This window comes from Oceanobacillus oncorhynchi (genome assembly GCF_000821065.1).
In the GTDB taxonomy this organism is placed as follows: domain Bacteria; phylum Bacillota; class Bacilli; order Bacillales; family Amphibacillaceae; genus Oceanobacillus; species Oceanobacillus oncorhynchi.
In genome coordinates this window covers 3,141,143-3,163,901 of sequence record NZ_CDGG01000001.1, presented here as the reverse complement: position 1 = coordinate 3,163,901, position 22,759 = coordinate 3,141,143, and the positions used below count along the sequence as shown (strand labels likewise).

The following is a 22,759-nucleotide window of genomic DNA, read 5'->3' as shown; positions in this document are numbered from 1 at the left end:
TACTTTATTATAATAATCACTCTTTTGTCGTTTGAAAAGTGCACCTGTCTAAATCTTCACCAAAACAAATAAAGGAGTGCATAGGAAATTTAAAATGCATACTCCTTTATATAGAAAAAATAATCAATTAATAACCTGTTACAGCATTCTTTAATATAGGCATGTTTTCTGTGTTTAAATGCTTCCCCTCCACACATAAAACAGTCATCTGAGAATCTGTTCCTGCAGCATGAAGCGCTCCTTTTTCCCAAAATGCTGCTTTACCGGCAGTCAGAGGGATTTTGTTCTCCTCCTCGCCGCAGACCCAGCCTTCTCCAGATACAATCATGAAAAGCTGATCCGCCTGTGCTTCGTGGAAAGGAATGTTATCCTCTATTCTTAAATACATATAACTCATTCTTATATCATCGGCATCAAATAAAAGACGATGCGCAGTAAATTTCGTTGTCTCTGAATCCATCGATACACCGGATTCTTGCTCAAACGAAATAATCTTCAAATGAACCAGCCCCCTATTCTGATTAAATCGCAAAACCTATTCCGCTTCATAACGAATCATCGTCCACATCCCAATATCTTTAAAGCCCATTCGTTTATAAATGCTTCCAGCCGCAGGGTTATCATAAAAAAGACAAAGCGACTTCCCCTCTGCTAATAATGCAGTGCATAATTTCTCCATACACTTCGTTGCATAGCCTTGACGCTCATACCCTGGGCGCGTACAAACAGCAACGATCATGGCAGAATGGGAATTTTCAGCGGTCGTCGATGCAGATGCAACCATCGTCCCTTCCTCATCACGAATAAAATAGGTGCGTCCTGTCTTATTTTTCTCTGCATGCTCCCTCGATTCAACAGTTATATTACTTGCTGCAAATTCCGGAATAGACTCCAGCATTTTGATGTTCTCTTCATAATCAACAGGCTGCAAATATTCTACCTGCTCAGCTTGTTCTAAAGTCGTTGTGTAGCTTAATTCTTCACAAGCTGCATAATACATTTCTCTATGTACATGAATGACTTTATCCATGTGTTTAAGCAAAGGGGTGACAGCCAGTTTCAGACCACTCACATTGCACCGCTGTTTATAGTCGTTAATTATCTCTGTAAACCCTTTTACATCATATTCCCCTTCACTGTAAATAATGAAATTCTCACAATAGCGCAGGAGAACAGCGATTAAATCTTCCTGTTTCCATTCTCCCCAGACTTCTTGAATATCTGAATCATAGCCAAACGCTTCAATATCTCGGAATAATAAACAAATTTTCTGCAGCCTTAGGCTCAACTAACTCCATTACTTTTGCATGATCCTCTTTTGTCAGCTTTCGTATCATCCTGCTTCCTCCAATAGACGTCAATAGTAGCTTCTACATGATTAAAATCTTACATTCTTCCAGTTAAGACATTATTTCTTCTCTTACTCCTCATCGCATTCCCATCAATCAGAAACATGAATCAATATTTTCCCGGTACTCTTCCTGCTGCTGATAAAATCATGTGCTTCCGCTATTTTTTCAAGAAGAAACACTGCACCGACTTTTATTTCTAATTTTCCGCTCCTTATCAATTCAAGGACATTTTGAGATACGGCTTCCAATGTCTCCGGCCTTTCTTTTCTAGTGGTACCTAAGCTGAATCCCAGTACAGACCGGCAGCTCGCATGCACGTCCTTTGTATTAAAATTTCCAATGCCGCCTGATGAATTCCCAAAATGAACCAGCCTGCCAAAATGAGATAAAACCTTCATACTTCTTTCTGTTATCTCTCCAGCCTGCGAATCAAAAATAATATCTACACCTTTACCATCTGTTGTTTCTTTTATTTTTTCATCAAAATCCGTATATGTATAAACATCATCCGCTCCTAATTCAAGCGGCACGCTGCTTTTTTCAAGGCTGCTGACCGTACCAATAATTCGTTTGGCCCCGAGCAATTTGACCATCTGAATAATCGTTGAACCGACACCACCGGCCGACGAATGGACTAAAACCGTATCATCTGGAGTTATTTGCGCTAAATCATGTGTTAACTTATAAGATAAAAATCCGACAGTCGGGCATGCTGCAGCCATTTTAAAATCTAATTCATCTGGAATTTTAAAAGTAAGTAACTCCGAGGCCAGGACATATTCCGCATAGGCGCCCCCTTTTGGAAAGCATATAACGCGGTCACCAGGCTTGACACTTTCTACAGATGCTCCAACCTTCTCGACTGCTCCAGCGGCATCTAAACCTAAAATCATCGGGAAATTCGCCTTCGCTTTGTTGCCGGTTCTATTCTTAATATCAGCATAATTCACGCTGGTATAAATCACTTTAATTAAAATTTCATCGGGTTGAGGTTCTGGCTTTGGTATTTCTTTGAATTGCAGCACGTCTGATCCGCCAAATTCATTCATCACAACCGCTTTCATCTTATTTCCTCCTTTTTTATGTCAGCTCTTTCTTAAACAGAACGCGATCATTGCCAAACCCATCATAATTTGCTTTTACTGCTGCACCATCTACTGTTTTGTCTCCTCGCTCGATCACAAAGCCCATTTTTTGATGAAACGCAATCGATGTTTTATTTACGGGAGAAGTGATGGAGCGGATGATTTTCCGATCAGCCATTTTAACTTTGGTGAAAAATTTCTCATAAAGTGTTTTTCCAATGTCTTTCTTCCTGTAATCCGGGTGTACACCGACAAAATGAATATATGCTTCATCTGACTGATCTTGAGATAAAAATCCAATTAAAAAACCTATTATCTCGTCATCTTCTTCTGCGATAAAGCTGGTATTCTTAAAATGTTGAAAAAATAATTTAGGCAGCATTCCTGCCATATCACGCCCGCCCCACCAGTCGTTTATCTGCGGAATCAGGACATCATAATCCGAACTTTGTAAACTGCGAATTTCCATTCTACATTCTCCCTTTTATTTGAAACGATGTACTATCATTCGTATAAATTCTTTTATTTACCATGATAAAACAGCTGAATATTCTTATTGTTATTACTAATATATCAAAAAATTATAATGATTTCTTTCTTTGTTTGAATTTTTTTGGAATTTATATTTAATTTTTCACGCCCGTATGTTAACCTTGATTTAAATTAGGTTGACAAAGAGAGGAGCGTTTTTTTGTTCAAATCGTTTAAAAATCAATTCATCCTTTCGTCAGTTGTTTCAATATTATTCATCATAAACACTTACTTACTTTTTAATTTTACTTATCAAATCAGTAACATAATGGCAAATTTATTTTTGTTCATCACCTTAGCTTCCGTTTTCAATACTGGTTTATTAGCTCAAAAGTATTTTCATTCAAAACAATCTTCTCTAAATGATTCATAGTACGTATTCAAAAAAGTTCGACAAAAAGGAGATTTGGAAAGCCCACCTCTCCAAATCTCCTTTTTCTCATATCCCTTATTTCCACACATCTTCAGCAATTCGCACAACATGCCGGATTTTTTCCCATTGCTGTTCCTCACTCAATAAATTTCCTTCCTCTGTAGAAGCAAACCCGCATTGAGGACTCAGGCAAAGCTGATTCAACGGTACATAGCCCGCCGCTTCTGTAATTCTTTCTTTAACAGCTTCCGGATCTTCCAGCTCGCTGAACTTAGACGTGATAAGACCCAGCACAATAAATAAATCATCACGGTTCACATGACGCAAGGGTTCAAATCCGCCCGAGCGGTCATCATCAAACTCCAGGAAAAGACCATCCACCTGTAGGCCGCCAAAAATCGTTTCTGACACCGCCTCGTAACCGCCGCTTGACATATAGGTAGATTGGAAATTTCCCCGGCAAATATGCATTGTTACCAGCATATCATCTGGTCTGTTCGCAATCGATTCATTGATTGCTCTCGCACATAATTCAGCTGTTTTCTCTGGATTTCTTCCTTTTTCAATCAACGAATTTCTGCCCTTCTCTGAGAAAAAGGTTGCCCAGGACGTATCATCCAGCTGTAAGTAGCGGCAGCCTTCATCGTATAATGCCTGAATCACCCCTTGATAAGCAGCAACCAGGTCATCAATAATGGCTTCATCATTTTCATAAATTCCTTCTTCAAACTCCGCCCGGAAAAAGAGCATGTTCGGGCTCGGAATCGCAAATTTTGCAACCGCATCTCCAGCAATACCATGCAGGAATTTATAATGCTCAATCATATAATGATTACTAAAACCAATTTTACCGGTTACCTTAATGCCTCTTTTTTTCGTTTCCACACCAGTGAATTGCAAGCCTTGTTCCGCGCTATAGCCTTCCACGCCATCTAAGCCTTCCAGAAAATCAAAATGCCACCAGGCACGGCGAAACTCCCCATCCGTCACGGATTGAAGTCCTGCTTCTTTCTGCTGTTCTACCAGTTTGATAATTTCCTCATCTTCCATTTGACGCAATTGTTCTGAGCTGATTTCCCCTTTTGCCTTTTGTGCACGCGCCTCTTTTAAACGCTGAGGACGAAGAAAACTCCCTACATGATCTGCTCTGAATGGAGCCCGTGTATTTTTTGTCTCTGCTGATATTGCCATCGAATACCCCTTCCTCTTTATCTGCTATATTCATTCTATATTCCATTAAAAAAACCCCTTCCGAAAATAGAAGAGGTTCGATATGATAAAATCTCTTCTTATCTTCAAGCAAAAATGCTTCTGGAATTAGCACAGTACAAATCAACGTCTGCTGCTAAGGCTTCAGCGGGCCAGTCCCTCCACCTTTCTCGATAAGAATATATGGAATTATACGAATAATTACAGTTTACTTTACATGGAAGCAATGAATTCGTCAAGGAGAATCCCAAAATATAGGAACCTTGCTGCAATTGATTTTAAATCAAGATTACGTTAACTTTTTTTATCGGAAAAAATTTTATAATCTTCACTAATCACAAAAGCAGCCAAATACAAGCAGAAAAATAAAATAGCTGCTCCTTCCCACGATACACTATTCCTCGTAAATAAGGACTCAATAAAAAATTTATAAAAACAAACACTAAGGAACCATTGAGCCACATAACTCAAAAGCATTACTTCCTTTGTCTGCTTTATTTTCGCTGCTTCAAGGATTAACATGTATAACAAATCAAACAGCATCCCCAACACATAAGACAGAAACAGAAACCCGCCGAAGTAAAGAAAATTCATAAAAACAGTATCAAAAAATTGTATTTCGATAAGTTTCCAGCCTGCTAAAATATTAGATAATCCATGTGTTATCAACATTGGATTGACGACAATAGCCGTAATACTAGCTATTAGCAGACCAGCAATAAGCAGATTGGCAATAAAGGTCGCAATCTATTTGTTTCTTATTCACAATGGTTAGAGCCCTCCATATGCTATAACACGTTTTTAACGCCAAATCGTATTAACTTTCAAAAAGCACTTATAAATCTTAATAACTGTCTTATATTGCTATATGATAATTTCATTGTTATCATTCTTTGAAGTTTTTTAATATATATCTTTATTTTACCACTATATTTACACATATCTTTTACTAAGACTTCTTTAAGGGATGAAATACACAATTTCGTTCCCCCGTTCTACATCAAAAAAGTACCAGACATCTAACAATGATAAATTGTTACAATGCCTGGTACTTTATTTAGCTTGATATTAGAGCCTTAGCTGACACGATTTCCCGGTTTTATCTCTTCTTTTAATTTAAAAGAAAGAATAAATCCAACGATAGCAATAATTGCTGCTACGATAAAGGAAACATTCACACCATGAATAATACCATTGATATCCTCACCTGGTATAGCTGCAGTGGACATGATTGTTACAAGCACTGCTGTACCAACCGAGCCAGCTACTTGGCGGAATGTATTATTCATTGCTGTCCCGTGCGGAATCAATTCGTTAGGCAGCTGGTTCAATGCCATGGTTGTCATAGGCATCATTACCATGGCAATCGAAATCATGCGAATGGCATTCGTGGTTGCCAGATAGTTGAAGCTTGTATCCGCAGATAAATTCGTGAATGCAAAAGTTGTCAAGGCTAGCAGTAACAAGCCGCCTCGAGCAAGCCATTTTCCTCCGAATCTATCAAAAAGATAACCGGTAATCGGGTTGGAGAATCCCATTATAATCGCACCGGGCAACAAGACAAGCCCAGATTCAAGCGCCGAGAAGCCAACCATATTCTGCATATATAACGGCAAAATAACATTTGTCCCAATCATCGCAGCGAAGACCAGCATTCCAAGCGCCGTTGCTAACGTGAATGTGCTGTGTTTGAATACCCGGAATTCAAGAAGCGGTTCTTTCAAGTTCAACTGTCTGGTAATAAACCAATAGAGAGAAATGCTGCCGATAACAATCGTAAGAATGACCTGAAGACTGAGCCACCCTGCGTCGCCGGCGACACTGAAACCGTATAGAATTGCACCGAAGCCGACTGTAGAAAGGATGACCGATAAAATATCCAATTTCGGTTTCTTCAGCTCTGTTACGTTTTTCAATAAGAAGTAAGCCGCTATCATATCTAAAATAGCAATCGGCAGTACAACATAGAATACACTGCGCCATGGGAACTGATCCACGAGCCAGCCTGAGAGACTCGGGCCAATCGCCGGCGCGAATGCAATAACTAGTCCAAACAGTCCCATTGCTGTACCTCTTCTATGAACAGGAAAGGTCAGGAATAATATCGTCTGCATCAGCGGCATCATAATGCCGGCCCCTGAAGCCTGCAAAATCCGCCCAACCAATAACAATGAAAAGTTTGGTGAAATTGCTGCAATAAACGTGCCGATAGTGAACAATCCCATTGCAGTCATAAATAATTTACGTGTTGTGAATTTATCAATTAAAAAAGCCGTAACTGGAATCATTATCCCATTTACGAGCATAAAAACCGACTGTAGCCATTGCGCTGTACTCTCACTTAAATTCAAATCTTTCATGATGGGTGGAAGTGCAGTCCCTAGCAGCGTCTGGTTCAATATGGTGACAAAAGCACCGGATAATAATACCGCGAAAAGCGGAATATATTTTTTAATTTCAAATGTATTTTCGCTTTCCATTTTATACCAACTTCCTTACAAAATATTTACTTTTTAATCAACAATAGAACACAATATCATATTTGAAAGAGAACAACAAATCATTCCGCTTATTTTGTAACATTTTTATTCAGTTAAGCCCTTTTTACATCAAAGGATTTTGCTTTGGTTAATATGGATAAGCTGATGAAAAGCTTTTCCGATGTACACTGTTTAATTTCATAAAAAAACCATTGCGTGCTCTATTGATGAGATACATGAATGGTTTTAAAATGATTGGTAATTTATTTTAACTTAAAACAGCTTTTTATAATCTATCATAATAAAGAAAAAAATTAATCCCATATATTAGGACGTTCTACCCCCATTGTTCTCATATAACTTAACAGTTGTCCTGTATGCACAGATTCATGATATGCAATCCGCAATAACATATCGCCCAGTTTTCTTTTATAACCAACATCTGAACGGTCAATTTCAATATTTTCTAAATCATTTATATGTATTGTCTTAATATATTTAATAAATTCATTGCGGTACTTCTTAGCTAATTCCAATTCATCATCCACTGTTGTAAATACTCTATCCTCAAAAGGATTAGATATATTGGTTAACGCCCTACTCCCTCTGCCAAGGATAATTTGATGATAGAGAAACTCCCCTTCTAATACATGCCTAATCATTTCAGAGCAGCTGATTGCATTTTCATCAGGTCTCCATTGCAGCAATTCTTCTGGGATTGCTCTCCAAACTTTTTCGCTTCTGCGCCGGACTTCTTCAAAATTAAGAGTAATCAATTCATTTGTATTCATTTCATAATCCTCCTGTCATATTGTATAACCTATTGTAGCACGCAGATACTTCGGCTATAATCGAAGTATAAATGTTTTGGGAGGAATAATAATGGGCAGCAGACCTGATTTTTCATATGTTGCAAAACTAATGGCTGATTCATCAAGAGCTGCGATGTTAGAAGCTCTTCTTGATCTTGATGGACTTCCTGCAAGCGAATTAGCAAAAAGGGCAAATGTATCTTTGCAAACGGCAAGTGGTCATTTATCAAAACTGGTAGAAGGAAATTTACTTCGCGTGGAAAAGCATGGCCGGCATCGTTATTTTCGAATTGCGAACGCCGAGGTTGCTCAGGCAATCGAAATGTTGACTGTTCTTGCTCCGTCTGCCCAGGTGAATTCGTTGAAGGATTTTTCACGCTCTGAAAAAATTCAAATTGCCAGAACATGTTATGACCATTTAGCAGGTAAGCTTGGTGTATTAATAACAGAGGCCTTGGTAGAAAAAGAATATGTGGCGGAAGATCAAGACGTTTTTATAGTAACGAAGGCTGGAGAAGAATTCTTTAACAGCTTTAAAATCGACCTGGATGCTTTACGACAAAAACGAAGACACTTTGCCCGAAAATGTCTGGACTGGAGTGAAAGACGTTATCACCTGGCAGGATCTCTCGGAAATGCCATTTTACTTCAATTGTTTGATTTAGGCTGGATTGAGAGATTACCTGGCCGTGCTGTAAAAGTTACTGATACAGGAATAAAAGGATTAGAGAAATCCTTTGGTATGGATACGAGTAAGTTGGGTTGATTTATCCTATAGCCTTATGGGAAAAAACATCATTTGAGCTGTCGCAAATTCGGCTTACTTCAAATGATGTTTTATTTCTCCCAGTTATCAGCATTATAAAGCGCTGTGATGTACGCTGTGCACATTAATTATTTAAGAAAATCATTTCGCTCTTCTTGATTATTGTATAAGCCATGTCCTCTGAAGTATATCCAGTATGCCTTCTCAAATCTTTACCTAATTATTCTTCTTTTATTCAAGCTATTTTCCCCTTCTTTAATCGACTTTGCAATAGCTTCACATTTGGAGATTGCCCATATGTAATGTTTGAAAGTATTCGCAGCAAAATATCCATATAAATTACTGGTCTTTGTCCATTTATAATATTTCTTCGTCATAATTTCTTCATTTGTATGAGATTGGATCAACTTCATTACCCGATGATGACTTAACTTCAATTTTTTTATGGCTTGATTCATCGTTACATCCTGATAGTTTTCCCGAATTTGCATATTAAGCGGCTTGATTGTTCTCCACATATAACCTGGTGCCGGCATAAACGGCGTATCTCCATCCATCCCTTCTCTGTACCATCTTTCAAGCATGGCATGCCATTCATATAAATGCATCAATACATCCCGAAAATTTTTATCTCTTTCTTCTGTCTCTATTGTCATACTTCTTTTTCTAGGGGGTATAGATTCAATGATTTCAAATAACGCTTTAAAATTCTGTTCGCTCTCTGCTAAAAGAATTTCCTTCCCGTTCTTTTCTGTCATGATAATTACCTCCTCTTTTACTACATTTTAACATCAGCATGAAAGGTAGGATAGCTTACTAATTTTCTAAAAAATAACACATCTCATTTTAATCATAGGAGCGGTTCATAAAAACGACTCTCCAGCCATCTGGATCTTCGATGGTAACTCCTTTGTCTTTCCAATAGGGATTCTCTGGCTCTACTTCGTTATATCCCATTTGGGCCAAACGATTTACGACATGCATGATTTCATCTTTATTTTCTATATAAAAAACCAGCAGATTATCTTTCGTAGGTGCAGGGCATGGGCTTCCGTCTTGATGAGATGTAAATTCTAAATGATAGTCTGTATGAGGCAATCCGAAGATAACTCCCTTAATCCCTCTGTCTCCTTCAAATACTTCTATTTTTGTTAAACCTACACCCGTTTCGTAAAAGCTGATTATTTCATCAAATTTATCTGTCGGTCTGGCTATCCTTACTTGCACTGCTGAAAAATTATTAAATTTCATACTGCCACCTGCTTTTTAATATTTTTATTTGAATACACGATTTAAATAGAATAGATCTCTTCCTCAACCACAGGCAAAATATCATTTTCAATAATTTGATAAAATAGCACTTGTTCTTCAATAAAAGGCGTGTGTGCGGAATTTTCAAAGGTATACATTTTCTTGAACGGAGCTTCGATGGAATCATAGAAATGTTTCGCTTGCGTGTAGGTTGTTTGATAATCATGCTGACCTTGAAGTATAAAGACAGGCAACGGAAGCTTGGGAACAAGCTCTGCTAAATCTGCGGCGGCCATTACATGCCCCAGTGACTGCCAGCCTAAAACAGCCCCTTTAAAACTATTGATTCGTTCATTAAATGTATAATTCGCACACGAAAAAACGTGCTTCAACCTTTCCAGATTGGAGTAACCCTCTCTTTAAAACCCCCCGCCATACTTCTCGGTAAATTTAGTCCTGATGGCGCCATAAGCTCGATTTTCATAAAAATTTTCATCAAAAGCCACATTTTCAATTTGCTTGACAGCACGTTTATCCTTCCTGTCCCTTGCTGTTTTTAAAATATATTGATAGGCTTCTTTTTCTGATTCCAGTTGAGAACCTATCTGCCCCACTCCAATATACGCATAGAAAAGATCCGGACGTATTTGCGCCGCCAGACTGCCCAGGTAGCTGCCCCAGGAGTGACCAAGAAGAAACACTTTATCCCGTGCGTATTTATCTCTTAGATGATTTGTTACCTCAATTGTATCTTCAATTAACTGCTCCACCGTAACCCCTTTTTTAGCTGTATCCGCATCATACGACATTCCAGTACCTCTCTGGTCCCAATAACACACATCAAAATATTGCTCCAGGTTTACCCCATGTGCTTTATTGACGGGATAAGCTGGAAACCCTGGTCCGCCGTGCAAGAATAAAAGTAATGGCTTATTTTGATTTAAAGATTCTACAATGATTCCTTGCTCTGCACCATTGATTTCTACATATTCCTTTAGGATTGTTTTGTTATCTTCCTTGTTTTCCGTATACGCTGATTGCATGTTGACAGCTCCTTATTTATAAAAATACGATATTATCCGTCCGCAGAATAACGCTCTAAAAGCTTCTCTTTATGAGACTGGAATACTTCCTCCAAGGAGATGTTATATTTATTAGCGATGACGATAACGTTCCCCAGTACATCTCCTAATTCCTCTGCTAATGCATTTCTATTTTCGGCAATTGATTCCGTTGCCTCATCCGGTCTGTCCCTGCCAATTTCCAGTGCTCTTATGGCTCTTGCTACTTCTCCTGTTTCCTCTGCTAAAAAACCGATCCGGATGAAAATATCTAATTCCGACCAGCCTCTATGTTCGTAATAATTATTTACCCATTGTTGAAATTCAGTTACATTCATTTTTTTCACTCCTCGATTCAGCTATTGAATTTCCCTTCCCTCTTAATGATATTCGAAGTTAAAACTGCACACGAAACCCATGAAAAGTATGAACTCCCGTGCCAAATCGCACAAAATCATGCTTCCGTAAATACTCCACTGCATTTTTAACTTCATCTAAAATTTCAGGAAGAAGTCCCAATGTATTATGCGCTCCATAAATCATGGAGACATGATTTATTTGCGTGAGCCTCTCTAACGAATTTACTAAGTCTGCCGGATTGGTTGTCGGAAAAAAAGCATAGATTGGAGTTTCATCATATAGCAAGTCCCCTGTAAATAAATATCCGGTCTCTTCATCAAAAATCACAATATGACCTGGAGAATGGCCGGGAGTATGGTAGATAATTAATGTTCTATTCCCCAGCTCCACCCTATCACCGTCTTTTAAAATTCCAGTTGGCTCACCCTGGAAGGGTTTATATGTATTCGGGTCAAAGCTTTCCGGCACAGGAATCGTAATATCCCTTGCTGTATTTTGTCTTATTTGTTCTAATGACAACCCTACAATACCATGAACAAGCCAAGCTCTTTCCGCTTCATGAACAAATATCCGGTCATATTCTCCATGACTTCCAATATGATCGGAATGTACATGCGTCGTGATAACATCAATGGGCAGAGGCGTCAGCTGATCTGTGATTCGCTTCATATTATCAATACCCAAGCCAGTATCAATTAATGCTGCTTTTGTGTCTCCAATAAGCAAAAATGAATGCACTTTTTCCCAATGACCAAGCTCACTAATGGCATATGTTTTTTCATCTATTTTTCGAACGGTAAACCATGGATCATTTAACATAACCTTACCTCCCTCTCAGACTACTAATACTATATTATCAGAAAATATGGCTTAGACACTCTATTTCCCCTCTGCTATTATTTATATGAAGAGAAAAATACGAAAGGAACCTTCATATGAAAAAGAAAAGAATAATTATATTTTCAGGAATTCTTCTTTTTATCTTAATCATTACTATATTTTCTAACAACTTTTCTTTAGAAGAAAGAGAGGAGGATGAAATTGTAGCAGAAGAAATACTGGATTATACATTTGAAAATTACGATTTTCTTTCTGCTAGATGCCTTTAGATTACTTTATAAGAGAATGAAAGTGATACTTTAAAGTCTCCATCATTTCTTCATGTGTAAACTGCTCTGGATTTAATAAGTGATGCATCGCCATCCCATCGACGATAGCATGAAGCCTGTTAACCTCCATCTCTATGTCAAGTCCATCTTTTGCTATATCTAATAATTGCAATGCGTGAACAACATTTTTAAATCCTTCATGCATGTCACCATAGACTTTATCACTTAGCTCCCGAAGTGTTTTATCGACCAGAACTTTTGCTGAAAAAGCTAACCATACCCCCATTTCTATTTTTCGTTCTTCATCGACAGGCAGTACTTCACTTACACCCTCTGTCACAAGCTCTAACGGATCCCTGTCTTTTGAAAATTTCCTTGCTTTCGCTCTTTGAATAACCCGATCAGATACAAGCTCCATGGAAAAGTGCAGCAATTCCGACTGCGTTGCAAAATAATGTCTGACAGCACCAACTGATAAACCTGAAGCTTGCGCTATTTTTCTGACGGTTGCATGTTCAATCCCCTCTTCTACAATAACTTTCCATGTCGTTTCTGCAATTTGAATTTTACGTTTTTGATGATCTACTTTTTTTGGCATATTTTTATTTTAGCACACTTGTATTAAATAAACAATCATGCTATTATTAATTTAATACAGTTGTACTAAATTAATAATAGCATGTGTTTCATTTGATTGGTTGGCTGATTATAGCTTGTGAAATTGGATTTTGGGTGTTTGTTTTAGCTGGATTATGTTCCAGATATGTATGGAAAAAGAAGAAACTAGGTACCTTCCTGTTGATTTGTACGCCTGTTGTAGATCTCATATTGCTTATTGTAACGGTCATTGATTTAAAAAATGGCGCTGTTGCTACTACGATACATGGAATAGCCGCGGTTTATATTGGTGTAAGTATAGCCTTTGGCCACCGGATGATTCAATGGGCAGACGGCCATTTTAATTATCGATTCGGAAACGGTGATAAGCCGGTAAAAATAAAGTACGGGAAAGCGCATGCCAGAAAAGAACGTGAAGGATGGTACCGGCATTTGCTCTCCTTGTTCATCGGCGGCGGGATATTAATAATCATCACTCTCTATATTAACAATTATGCTCAGACTGAATCATTAATGCGTATTATGCTGCTCTGGTCTCTTATTGTAATCATCGATTTTGTAATAAGTTTCAGCTATACACTTTTCCCTAAAAAACAAAAAGTATAGTGTGAAATTGGGGAAATTGGCTTTTCGATTAGAAGGATAGGTCTTCACAGTGAACTGCTCTCACCGGTATAATCCTAACTAGTTATTTAGTGAGGAGCGCTTCTTTTGGAAGGAAGTGATAATCAAAAGGTAACTGCGTTCTTTAAGCAAGAAATCAGTTACCTTTTTGATATTCATTTTTTCATCAGAAACTCATTCCCGGCAATTCCAGGTGTTGTCATCTCTTTTGGATCCAGAATCGTATCCAGTTCCTTCTCTGATAAAAGGTCGTGCGCCTTGCAGATTTCTTTGATAGTCAGCCCTGTTTCAATTGCCTGCTTAACTACCTTGGCAGCTGTTTCATATCCTAAATGTGGATTCAATGCGGTGATAATGCCATAACTCTCTTCCACATACTCACGGCATCTCTCTACATTTGCTTCTATACCGCTTACTGCATAGCTTGTAAATACATCTAAGCCATTATCCATTATTTTAAGAGACTGCAGCAAATTAAAAATAATAACAGGCCCCATCACGTTTAATTCAAATTGCCCGGCTTCAGATGCCATACAAATCGACTGGTCATTGCCTGCAACTTGAAAAGCAACCTGGTTGACCACTTCAATCATGACCGGATTTACTTTCCCAGGCATAATGGAAGAACCCGGCTGCTTTGCAGGAAGAATGATTTCCTGAAAGCCTGTCATTGGTCCGGATACCATCAAACGCAAATCATTACAAATTTTGGACATATTCATTGCCAACACTTTCAATGCCGCTGAAAGTGCCGTATAAGCATCTGTATTTTGTGTGCCATCCACTAAATTTTTCGCTGAATGAAGCTTTACACCAAGCTGTTTAGATAGTTGTGTTACCGCCTTTTCCATGTACTCGGGTTTGGCATTAAGTCCTGTCCCAACAGCTGTTGCACCAATATTGACCGTCAGCATTGCCTCTGCTGCCTGCGTAATTCTATTAATATCCCTGCTAACCACTTCCGAATAAGCGCTGAATTCCTGACCTAACAGGATTGGTACAGCATCCTGAAGGTGAGTTCGTCCCATTTTTAGCACATTCTGAAATTCTGCTTCTTTCTTCACCAGTTCTTTTTCCAATCGCTTCAAGGTCGCTATCAATTCCTGAGCCATGCGATAGGAAGCTATTTTTAATGCCGTTGGTATCGTATCATTGGTGGACTGGGACATGTTGACATGGGTATTAGGCGAACAGAAATTATAGTCGCCTTTTTCTTTTCCCAATATTTCCAAAGCACGGTTGGCCAGCACCTCATTCATGTTCATATTAATGGAGGTGCCTGCTCCTCCCTGAATGGAATCCACGACAAACTGATCCAATAGTTTTCCTTCCATCACTTCTTCGGCAGCGCTTACAATTGCTCCCCCAATAGATTCTGGCAGCATTCCAGTATGCATATTGGCCAGTGCCGCTCCCTTTTTCACCTCGGCAAGCGCGAGAATCAGCTCTTTATGAACTGGGATTTCCGTGATGGGAAAGTTCTCAAGAGCACGTACCGTTTGAACGCCATAATAAGCATCCTGAGAAATCGTTTTTTGTCCTAAAGAATCTTTTTCAGTTCTAAATCCTGTTTTATTCATCATATACACTTCCTGTACAAATACTAATCTATCACGTTCATTATACTACCAAAAGGGAATAATTCCTACCCAATCTCTATTTTCCTGTTCGTTCCCTGCTTCTCTAATAATATTTGTATCATTTGCTGCTTTATCTATAATTGTTAATAGTTCTTCCTGGTCTGAAAAAGAAAGCGTATCTGGAACAGCAAAGGGATTAATCACAAATTTAATATCACTTTTAAAAAAGCTCACAGATTTTTTGATGCTATTTTAATTGTTATATGAAAGGCCACAGATAATTGACGGAAACAAAAAATAAAGAGATTGTTTCATTTCTCACTTTAGAAAATAAAATAGTCTATGCCGCTGCAAATACAATAAAACCAAACATACCTGCCTGAAAAAAACCTAAAATTAAGAATAGTCCCCGGTTTGCATCTTTATTCACGATATCCCCCTGCTCATTTATTTCTTATAATCTTCTTCCTCTAAAATAAAAAGATTCTCTACATTTATTTGAAAAAGCTCGGCTATAATCATGGCTAAAGGAAGTGATGGATTGTATTTTCCTTTTTCAATTGAAATAACGGTTTGTCTTGAAACGCCAAGCAGCTCAGCAAGTTTTTCCTGAGAATAATCAAATTTTCGTCTGAATTCCACCATATTATTTTTCAATCGATTTCAGCCCCTTCATGATTAATGGTAAAGTAAAGGTTACTTGACGTCAAATAACCTTTACTTTAATTATTTAATATTCCGTTTGAATATTGCAGTGTAACTGGCTGTAAAATATTTATAAAATCATAACTAACAGCCGCTGTATTTCGTACGCTTTTTGTAGATTGGAAATTTTGATACAATGACCCTAGGAAGCAGGGTTCGACATTTCAACAATCGAATGACCTTACAAAGGAAAGAGTGGGATTTTATTGGCAGGCTTATTAGAAAACATATCCCAATTATCTGGAGCAATCCTCCTGATATGCGCTGTTTATTATTATTTTCATTTAAAAAAAATCAAAAAGGAAAGAAAATTAACAGCCGTGGAACGAATCGTTTATGTCCTGACTCAAATTGCGATTTTCCTATGGATGGGCAGTAATTTACTTCTGTTTCTGGATCGAATTTATTAAAGGGCGGTAATGGCCTTTAATATGCCATACCGCCCTTTAATGGAATGATAATCTCTTGTTATTAAATAACGATGGAGATAACTAACCTCAATAACAAAATGGCTATTTAAACAATCTGGTTTAAAACATTAAAAACGTACTTACAATGTAGTAATAATCGGGCCTTCCTTCGTCAGAATAATCGTATGCTCATATTGCGCTACAAAGCTCTCATCCGTCAGGAAAGTCCACCCGTCATCCGATTGGTAAACTTCCTCTTCCAGTGTAGAGATAAACGGTTCAAAAGCAATAACCATACCGTCTTTTAAAATTTCATCATCCCAGCGGGAGTAGTAATTGAAAATATGGTCCGGCGCTTCATGAATAGATCGGCCAACACCATGCCCCGTAAGGTTTGTTATAACAGTTAAATCATTTTGCTTGGCTGCATTGTGCACCGCTTTTCCAAGACCACTTTTTTTCGCACCCGGCTTTGCCTTCTTCAGACCAGCATCAAATGCTTCTTTAGCAACGTCACATATTTTCTGCAGGATTTCCTCTCCATTTCCGACTACAAAGGAAATTCCAGTATCGGCAAAATAACCGTTTTTTGAGCCTGACACATCAATATTAACAAGGTCGCCTTCCTGAATAATCCGTTTTCCCGGAATACCGTGGGCTACTTCTTCATTTACGCTGATGCATGTATATCCAGGGAAATCATATTCTCCTTTTGGTGCAGATTGTGCTCCTTCTTTTTCAAACATCTCGCCTGCTATTTCATCCAGCTCTTTCGTTGTGATTCCAGGTTTTGTACATCGAACTAATTCATTTCGAATGGCTCCACAAATTTTACCGATCTCTTTTAGACCTTGAAAGTCTTCTTCTGTCTTTGCAATCATTGTGTATCCTCACTTTTTAAGTATTTTATAATTTATATTTCATTTTGATTTTATCATAAACAGTATGGATTTTTCTTCAACTAAAAATTCTTTGTAAAAAATAAACAATCAAAAGAGCTATCTTTTTTTATTCTTATAATGGCGTATCATACAGCCAGTTATATATAACTCAACTTTCGCACCTAGAAAAACTTAATAAAATCAATAAGCTCAAGTACTTGTAGCTACTGTAGTAGGTTGCTTGACACAGATTTTAAACATGAAAAAACACCTTTCCGTTTGGTATAGTTGATTTGTCTAGAATCACTACCAAAACAGAAGAGGTGTCTCCTACCATGATAGCGAATAATGCCCCGAATAAGCAACTGCCAACTGAAATAAAATCTGTATTTAAAGAATTAGGTGTTCTAAAACATTTGCGTAACGCTGGAATTACCAAGTCTTTTGGCATTTCTAGTGCTATTATTTTTCAATTAATCTTTCGTCTCATCTTTGAACATAAAAATTGGTTTCGTATGCTGGATAGTAAGAAGTCCGCAGATCTTCCGGCGAAAGATACGGTTTATCGCTTTTTAAACAAGTCTACTTTTAATTGGCGGCGTTTTCTGCTTGTCTTGGCTTCTTCTGTCATTTCAAAAGTATCTGCCTTTACGAGTCATCGTCGTCCTAAAGTATTTATCATCGATGATTCCTCTTATGACCGGAATAGAAGCAAAAAAGTAGAGTTATTAGCCCGGTGTTTTGATCATGCTTCTCAAAAGATGAGGTTTTATAAAGGGTTCCGCATGTTAACTTTGGGATGGTCCGATGGCGCAACTTTTATGCCTGTAGACTTCTCTTTATTAAGTTCGAAAAAGCATCAGATCAATGGTATTTCTAAAGACATCGATAAGCGCAGTTCTGGATATAAACGTCGCCAGGAAGCCTTACAAACCGCACCGGAACAAATTCCGGGTATGCTTCAGCGTGCCATGAATGCCGGGATAGATGCTTCTTATGTGTTAATGGATTCCTGGTTTACCCAACCGCCTCTGATCAAAGACATCAAAGAACAAGGACTTGATGTGGTTGGCATGGTTAAAAATTTAAAACAACGTTATCTGGTAGATGGCAAACATGTCAGTTTAAAAGAACTTTATCGTCTGGCAAAACCGGCATTCGGCAAGAAAAACATTCTTCGTTCCATTCACACCACACAAGCCAACGGTGTGCCGGTCAAAGTCGTATTTGTGCGTAATCGTAATAAAAAGAGCGACTGGCTCGCTATTTTGAGTACAGATTGTACCCTTAGCGATCAAGAAATTATTCGTATCTATGGGATGCGCTGGGATATTGAAGTCTTTTTCAAGACAACCAAATCGCTTTTGAATCTACAAAAAGAGTTCCAAAGCCGGTCTTATGATGCCCTTATCAGTCATACCACGATTGTATTTACAAGGTATATCGTGCTTTCTTGGCAAAACCGTTGTAACTCGGATGATCGAACACTAGGCGACTTATTTTATGAATTATGTGATGAAATTGATGAACTGGATTGGGCTGTTGCTTTACAGCAATTAATCGAGATTCTTGATGATGTCATCCAGCATACCAATAAAGCAATACAAAAATTAATCAAAAATCAAGTACAGCAATGGGTGGCAGGTTTACCTAACTATATCAAGGGTTACATGTCTATTTCAGTGTGCGAAAGTTGAGTATATAATAAATACTACTTTAACTATTTTTAGAATTTAACGGTTTGTATCGCCACGATTTTATAAAAAATAATAAGAGGACTTTCGTACATAAATGCATTACGAAAATCCTCTCCTATACATATTTAATTATAATGGTCTCGGCGTATTAACTTCCTCATCAAAATTTATTTTTAACAGCTGCCCTGCATGCACCAAGCCTGAACCGAAGCCATACAGAAGCGCTTTATCTCCATTCTGCACTTTCCCATTCCGAATACCAAGGTCCAGTGCCAAAGGAATGGTTGCTGCTGAAGTGTTCCCAAATTTCTCAAGGCTATAAAGTGTTTTTTCGATCGGGTGTCCTATTTTTTCACAAATCGGTTCAATCAATCTCAGGTTGGCACTATGCGGAATAAACCAATCTACCTCATCTAAGCCGGCTTCCGTTTTCTCTAAAAGCTGTTCAATGCTTTTCGGCACCTTCCTTACTACCCATTTAAAAACTTCTCTCCCGTTTTGGACAAGATATTTTGTGTCAATTAGCTCTACATCATTCACCTTGTTAGCTAAGCTGGTTTGATATACATGCTGTGCGCCGCTACCATCGCTGCCCAAATGGAAGCCGATAAAATCTTCAGCGTCCTCATCTTTTTCCACTAACACTGCACTGGCAGCATCACCGAATAAAATACAGGTGCTTCTGTCGGTATAATCCGTTACTTTTGAGAGCGTTTCTGCTCCAATCACAAGCACCTTCTTATGAAGGCCGGAACGAATTAAACTATTCGCCGTATGCAGACCATAGACAAACCCCGCACACGCTGCACCTAAGTCAATGGCCCCTGCCTGCTTGATTTTCAGCCGATTCTGTATAATGCTTGCAACAGACGGGTAAGGAAAATCCGGCGTGCTGGTTGCTACAATAATCATATCGACATCTTCCACTGTTTTATTATATCTTCGCATTAAATCTTCCACAGCAGCTACACATAAATCACTCGTAAATTCATCTGAACGCGCTATTCTTCGTTCGTGAATTCCAGTTCTCTGTACAATCCAATCATTTGTTGTCTCCACCATTTCTTCCAGATCGAAATTCGTTAATTTCTTCTCAGGTACATAGCTTCCGATCGCAGTCATTCTTGTTCCAATCATCGAATCCCTCCAAAATAATTAGAAGTTAGTATTATTATCTGGTACTAATTATAACATAAAACGAAACATCAGTCAGTGGGAGTTTTTCGGACGGTTCTACGTAATAAAAAATATATGATAGGTTCTGTAAAATATAATGCATGGTATTTATCATTCTATATCAAATCATTCCAATCCATATTTCTCAGTGTAACATGGTGAGCCTCTACTTCTCTCATCTATGCTGCCAGATGGCGTAAATCCAATAAAAGTAACATCGCATAATTGAAGGCACTTCTTCCAACGACTTTTTTATTTTACTTAGATAAACTGCCTAAACACATTCTTTCCAATCATTATAGCAATATTCGCTATTCTTCCCTCATTTTCAACAAAAATGTCAGATTATGCGCTTTCCCGGGAAATATTCCATGTCATTAACGATAATATTTTTAGCAATGCAGAATATGAAGCCAATACCTTCATTAATTATAAAACGAAAAACTTCACGCAGCAGGAGTTTTAGACACACAAAAGTTCTTCTTCGGGGTAGGTAATCGCAATGGTTTCAGTGGGCGAGTAATCGCAGGCCCAGTCTCAAGGCGTGGCGAACTTAGTCTGTTTCCTTTCTCCCACTGAGTTATCTTGAGTAATTCAGGAAGTTAGCTCACCAGATTTCCCGCCTAAATAAATTCATTTCACGCATTATTTTAATGTCTCCAGACTGCCGATATTCTAGAAGTCCGTTATGTTTTATCATTGTTTCGGTATTCGTAGGATTTCACTTTAATATCTAATGATTGATATAATCCTTTTCACAAAGCTTTAAACAACTTTCTTCAGCATATCAATCGACATTAGTTTTTTATAAAATTTTTAACTAAAAGTCTAAAAAAATATTTATTTAAATATTATGAATAATGTAAATTATAATTATAAAAGGCAAACAAATTTTATAATAGACAAATGGAAAGAGTCCTGCACAAATCCAAATTTGAAACATCACTTTTGAATAAATTCTATTCATCATTTCCATTTGCTTTTGTCTCTTTATTGAAAAACAAACGTCAAGGGGTCCCCTTGACGCTGTTTCAAACTCTATTTTTCATAACACTTTAACAAACTGCTAAAAAAACCTTTAAGAGATAAAATAACACACAGTTCAAAATACCCTTACGCAAGTTCAATCAAATACCTGCTGGATAAGTCATTTCATTTTCCCTCTGGCCTGTTTTACCTCGATTCACGAACTGTCCGCTCTTCTCTTTCATCCCGCTGCATATGACTTTGCTCTTCAGCAGGGGTATTGCCATTCTTCATAAAGAAGCTGATTACAACCCCAATCAGAGAGAGTATTGTAATGACCATAAAGGCTGTATTAACACCATGGATCATTGGATAAGATATATCCGGATTATGCTCTGCAGACATTTCCGTTGTTGTCATTATGGTAATGACAATTGCTGTTCCAACAGAGGCTGAAACCTGACGCATCGTATTCGTCATCGCCGTACCATGTGGAATCAAGTCTCTAGGCAGCTGATTTAAACCGGCAGTTGTTACAGGCATCATGACCATAGACAAACCGAACATCCGGATCGCATACAGAATCGTAATCATTAACATTGATGTGGACGGTCCCAGATTGGTAAATGCAAATGTAGAGATGGTAATAATGATAAGCCCGGTTACTGCGAGCCACCTCGCACCGAAACGGTCAAATATTTTACCCGTGATGGGAGACATCATTCCATTCACTAAAGCGCCGGGAAGAAGCGCAATTCCTGCTTCCATCGCAGTAAAACCGCGTGCATTCTGCATATAAAGCGGAACTAACGTTTCCGTGCCAATCAATCCCATAAATGCAATCATGGGAATAATCGTTGATAAAGTAAAAATAGGATTTTTAAATACCCTAAACTCCAGCATAGGCGTCTCCATACGTAATTGCCTGATAATGAAACATACTAGCGCTACCGTTCCGACAATCAGGGTAGTAATCGTAATGGGACTTGCCCAGCCATTGTTTCCTGCACTTGTAAATCCATATAGAAATCCGCCAAAACCGAAAGATGACAAGATAATCGATAACATATCCAATTTCGGATACGTTAATTCCGTAACATTTTTCATCACTTTAGCTGCAAATACAATAACGATAATTGCTATAGGCAGAATAAGAAGAAATACGGCGCGCCAGGAGTAATTCGTGATAATCCATCCGGACAATGCAGGACCAATCGCTGGAGCAAAAGAGATTACCAGCCCTACCAATCCCATCGCTACGCCGCGGTTCCTGACAGGAAAAAGTAGTAAAAACACAGTCTGCATCAGCGGCATGATTACGCCTGCACCGCTGGATTGAATGATCCTTCCTAAAAGCAGCATACCAAAGTTCGGAGCCATGGCAGAAAAAGCGGTTCCGACAGCAAACACGGTCATCGCAGTAATAAACAGCTGCCTAGCCGTGAAACGTGCCATTAAAAATGCCGTGACTGGTATCATAACGCCATTGACGAGCATAAAAACCGTCGTCAGCCATTGTCCGGTATTGGCACTTACATCCATTTCGTCCATGATTGGCGGGATGGCAGTAATCATCGTCGTCTGGTTTAAAATTGATATGAACCCACCTGTAAGAAGTACGATAATGATAGGTGTTTTATTAAATGATTGCACTTTTCTATGACACCCTCCTTCATATAACAAATTACAATAGTGACCATGTTACAGGAATGA

Annotated in this window: 23 protein-coding genes and 1 riboswitch; of the genes, 3 read left to right on the top strand and 20 right to left on the bottom strand. The window is 38.3% G+C overall.

Features of this window, described 5'->3' with window-relative positions:
* Positions 1–127 precede the first annotated feature (127 nt).
* The 7 genes from BN997_RS15190 to BN997_RS15155 form a co-directional block, all read right to left on the bottom strand.
* The gene (locus BN997_RS15190) at positions 128–499 is read right to left on the bottom strand and encodes a cupin domain-containing protein (protein ID WP_042533537.1); all 372 of its coding nucleotides are present in this window, start codon (positions 497–499) and stop codon (positions 128–130) included.
* Between the two features lie 36 nt (positions 500–535).
* The gene (locus BN997_RS15185; RefSeq protein ID WP_244882388.1) at positions 536–1,288 is read right to left on the bottom strand and encodes a GNAT family N-acetyltransferase; all 753 of its coding nucleotides are present in this window, start codon (positions 1,286–1,288) and stop codon (positions 536–538) included.
* A gap of 153 nt (positions 1,289–1,441) precedes the next feature.
* Positions 1,442–2,416, bottom strand: coding sequence for a quinone oxidoreductase family protein (locus tag BN997_RS15180; RefSeq protein WP_042533536.1), 975 nt, complete (start codon positions 2,414–2,416; stop codon positions 1,442–1,444).
* Positions 2,417–2,432: 16 nt separating this feature from the next.
* Positions 2,433–2,906, bottom strand: a complete 474-nt coding sequence (locus tag BN997_RS15175; RefSeq protein ID WP_042533535.1) for a GNAT family N-acetyltransferase — start codon at positions 2,904–2,906, stop codon at positions 2,433–2,435.
* 510 nt (positions 2,907–3,416) lie between these two features.
* The gene (locus tag BN997_RS15170; RefSeq protein WP_042533534.1) at positions 3,417–4,532 is read right to left on the bottom strand and encodes a 5-methyltetrahydropteroyltriglutamate--homocysteine S-methyltransferase; all 1,116 of its coding nucleotides are present in this window, start codon (positions 4,530–4,532) and stop codon (positions 3,417–3,419) included.
* Positions 4,533–4,627: 95 nt separating this feature from the next.
* Positions 4,628–4,730: riboswitch (SAM riboswitch) on the bottom strand.
* Between the two features lie 896 nt (positions 4,731–5,626).
* A complete protein-coding gene (locus tag BN997_RS15160; protein WP_042533532.1) occupies positions 5,627–7,030 on the bottom strand; it encodes an MDR family MFS transporter in 1,404 nt (467 codons plus the stop codon).
* Positions 7,031–7,344: 314 nt separating this feature from the next.
* A complete protein-coding gene (locus tag BN997_RS15155; protein WP_042533531.1) occupies positions 7,345–7,821 on the bottom strand; it encodes a DinB family protein in 477 nt (158 codons plus the stop codon).
* Positions 7,822–7,912: 91 nt separating this feature from the next.
* Here BN997_RS15155 and BN997_RS15150 point away from each other — a divergent pair, with 91 nt between their 5' ends.
* Positions 7,913–8,608: an ArsR/SmtB family transcription factor gene (locus tag BN997_RS15150; protein WP_042533530.1), complete on the top strand. Its 696-nt coding sequence runs from the start codon at positions 7,913–7,915 to the stop codon at positions 8,606–8,608.
* Positions 8,609–8,820: 212 nt separating this feature from the next.
* Here BN997_RS15150 and BN997_RS15145 read toward each other — a convergent pair whose 3' ends face one another.
* The 7 genes from BN997_RS15145 to BN997_RS15120 form a co-directional block, all read right to left on the bottom strand.
* Positions 8,821–9,366: a ClbS/DfsB family four-helix bundle protein gene (locus tag BN997_RS15145; RefSeq protein ID WP_042533529.1), complete on the bottom strand. Its 546-nt coding sequence runs from the start codon at positions 9,364–9,366 to the stop codon at positions 8,821–8,823.
* 88 nt (positions 9,367–9,454) lie between these two features.
* Complete coding sequence (locus BN997_RS15140; RefSeq protein WP_042533528.1) at positions 9,455–9,859, bottom strand: VOC family protein; 405 nt, start codon at positions 9,857–9,859, stop codon at positions 9,455–9,457.
* Positions 9,860–9,900: 41 nt separating this feature from the next.
* Positions 9,901–10,251 (bottom strand): alpha/beta fold hydrolase, encoded by a 351-nt coding sequence (locus BN997_RS22275; protein WP_052485036.1) that lies wholly within the window; start codon positions 10,249–10,251, stop codon positions 9,901–9,903.
* 27 nt (positions 10,252–10,278) lie between these two features.
* On the bottom strand, positions 10,279–10,902 hold the full coding sequence (locus BN997_RS22270) for an alpha/beta fold hydrolase (protein WP_052485035.1): 624 nt from the start codon (positions 10,900–10,902) through the stop codon (positions 10,279–10,281).
* Between the two features lie 32 nt (positions 10,903–10,934).
* Positions 10,935–11,258: a MazG nucleotide pyrophosphohydrolase domain-containing protein gene (locus BN997_RS15130; protein WP_042533527.1), complete on the bottom strand. Its 324-nt coding sequence runs from the start codon at positions 11,256–11,258 to the stop codon at positions 10,935–10,937.
* Between the two features lie 58 nt (positions 11,259–11,316).
* Positions 11,317–12,099, bottom strand: coding sequence for an MBL fold metallo-hydrolase (locus tag BN997_RS15125; RefSeq protein WP_042533526.1), 783 nt, complete (start codon positions 12,097–12,099; stop codon positions 11,317–11,319).
* 291 nt (positions 12,100–12,390) lie between these two features.
* Positions 12,391–12,987, bottom strand: coding sequence for a TetR/AcrR family transcriptional regulator (locus BN997_RS15120; RefSeq protein ID WP_042533525.1), 597 nt, complete (start codon positions 12,985–12,987; stop codon positions 12,391–12,393).
* A 92-nt stretch (positions 12,988–13,079) separates the two neighbouring features.
* On the opposite strand from BN997_RS15120, the gene BN997_RS15115 reads away from it, so the two are divergent.
* The gene (locus BN997_RS15115) at positions 13,080–13,613 is read left to right on the top strand and encodes a 2TM domain-containing protein (protein WP_042533524.1); all 534 of its coding nucleotides are present in this window, start codon (positions 13,080–13,082) and stop codon (positions 13,611–13,613) included.
* 173 nt (positions 13,614–13,786) lie between these two features.
* Here BN997_RS15115 and BN997_RS15110 read toward each other — a convergent pair whose 3' ends face one another.
* The 4 genes from BN997_RS15110 to map form a co-directional block, all read right to left on the bottom strand.
* The gene (locus tag BN997_RS15110) at positions 13,787–15,211 is read right to left on the bottom strand and encodes an aspartate ammonia-lyase (RefSeq protein ID WP_425311629.1); all 1,425 of its coding nucleotides are present in this window, start codon (positions 15,209–15,211) and stop codon (positions 13,787–13,789) included.
* A 45-nt stretch (positions 15,212–15,256) separates the two neighbouring features.
* Complete coding sequence (locus BN997_RS15105) at positions 15,257–15,445, bottom strand: hypothetical protein (RefSeq protein WP_042533522.1); 189 nt, start codon at positions 15,443–15,445, stop codon at positions 15,257–15,259.
* Positions 15,446–15,658: 213 nt separating this feature from the next.
* Positions 15,659–15,868, bottom strand: a complete 210-nt coding sequence (locus BN997_RS15100) for a helix-turn-helix transcriptional regulator (protein ID WP_042533521.1) — start codon at positions 15,866–15,868, stop codon at positions 15,659–15,661.
* A 598-nt stretch (positions 15,869–16,466) separates the two neighbouring features.
* Complete coding sequence (gene map / locus BN997_RS15090) at positions 16,467–17,207, bottom strand: type I methionyl aminopeptidase (protein WP_042533519.1); 741 nt, start codon at positions 17,205–17,207, stop codon at positions 16,467–16,469.
* A gap of 335 nt (positions 17,208–17,542) precedes the next feature.
* On the opposite strand from map, the gene BN997_RS15085 reads away from it, so the two are divergent.
* On the top strand, positions 17,543–18,904 hold the full coding sequence (locus BN997_RS15085) for an IS4 family transposase (RefSeq protein ID WP_042533518.1): 1,362 nt from the start codon (positions 17,543–17,545) through the stop codon (positions 18,902–18,904).
* A 129-nt stretch (positions 18,905–19,033) separates the two neighbouring features.
* Here the strand turns inward: BN997_RS15085 and BN997_RS15080 are convergent, their stop codons facing one another.
* A complete protein-coding gene (locus BN997_RS15080; RefSeq protein WP_042533517.1) occupies positions 19,034–20,041 on the bottom strand; it encodes a ketoacyl-ACP synthase III in 1,008 nt (335 codons plus the stop codon).
* A gap of 1,212 nt (positions 20,042–21,253) precedes the next feature.
* Positions 21,254–22,699 carry an MDR family MFS transporter gene (locus BN997_RS15075; RefSeq protein ID WP_042533516.1) on the bottom strand — a complete coding sequence of 482 codons (1,446 nt, stop codon included), beginning with the start codon at positions 22,697–22,699 and terminating at the stop codon, positions 21,254–21,256.
* Positions 22,700–22,759 lie beyond the last annotated feature (60 nt).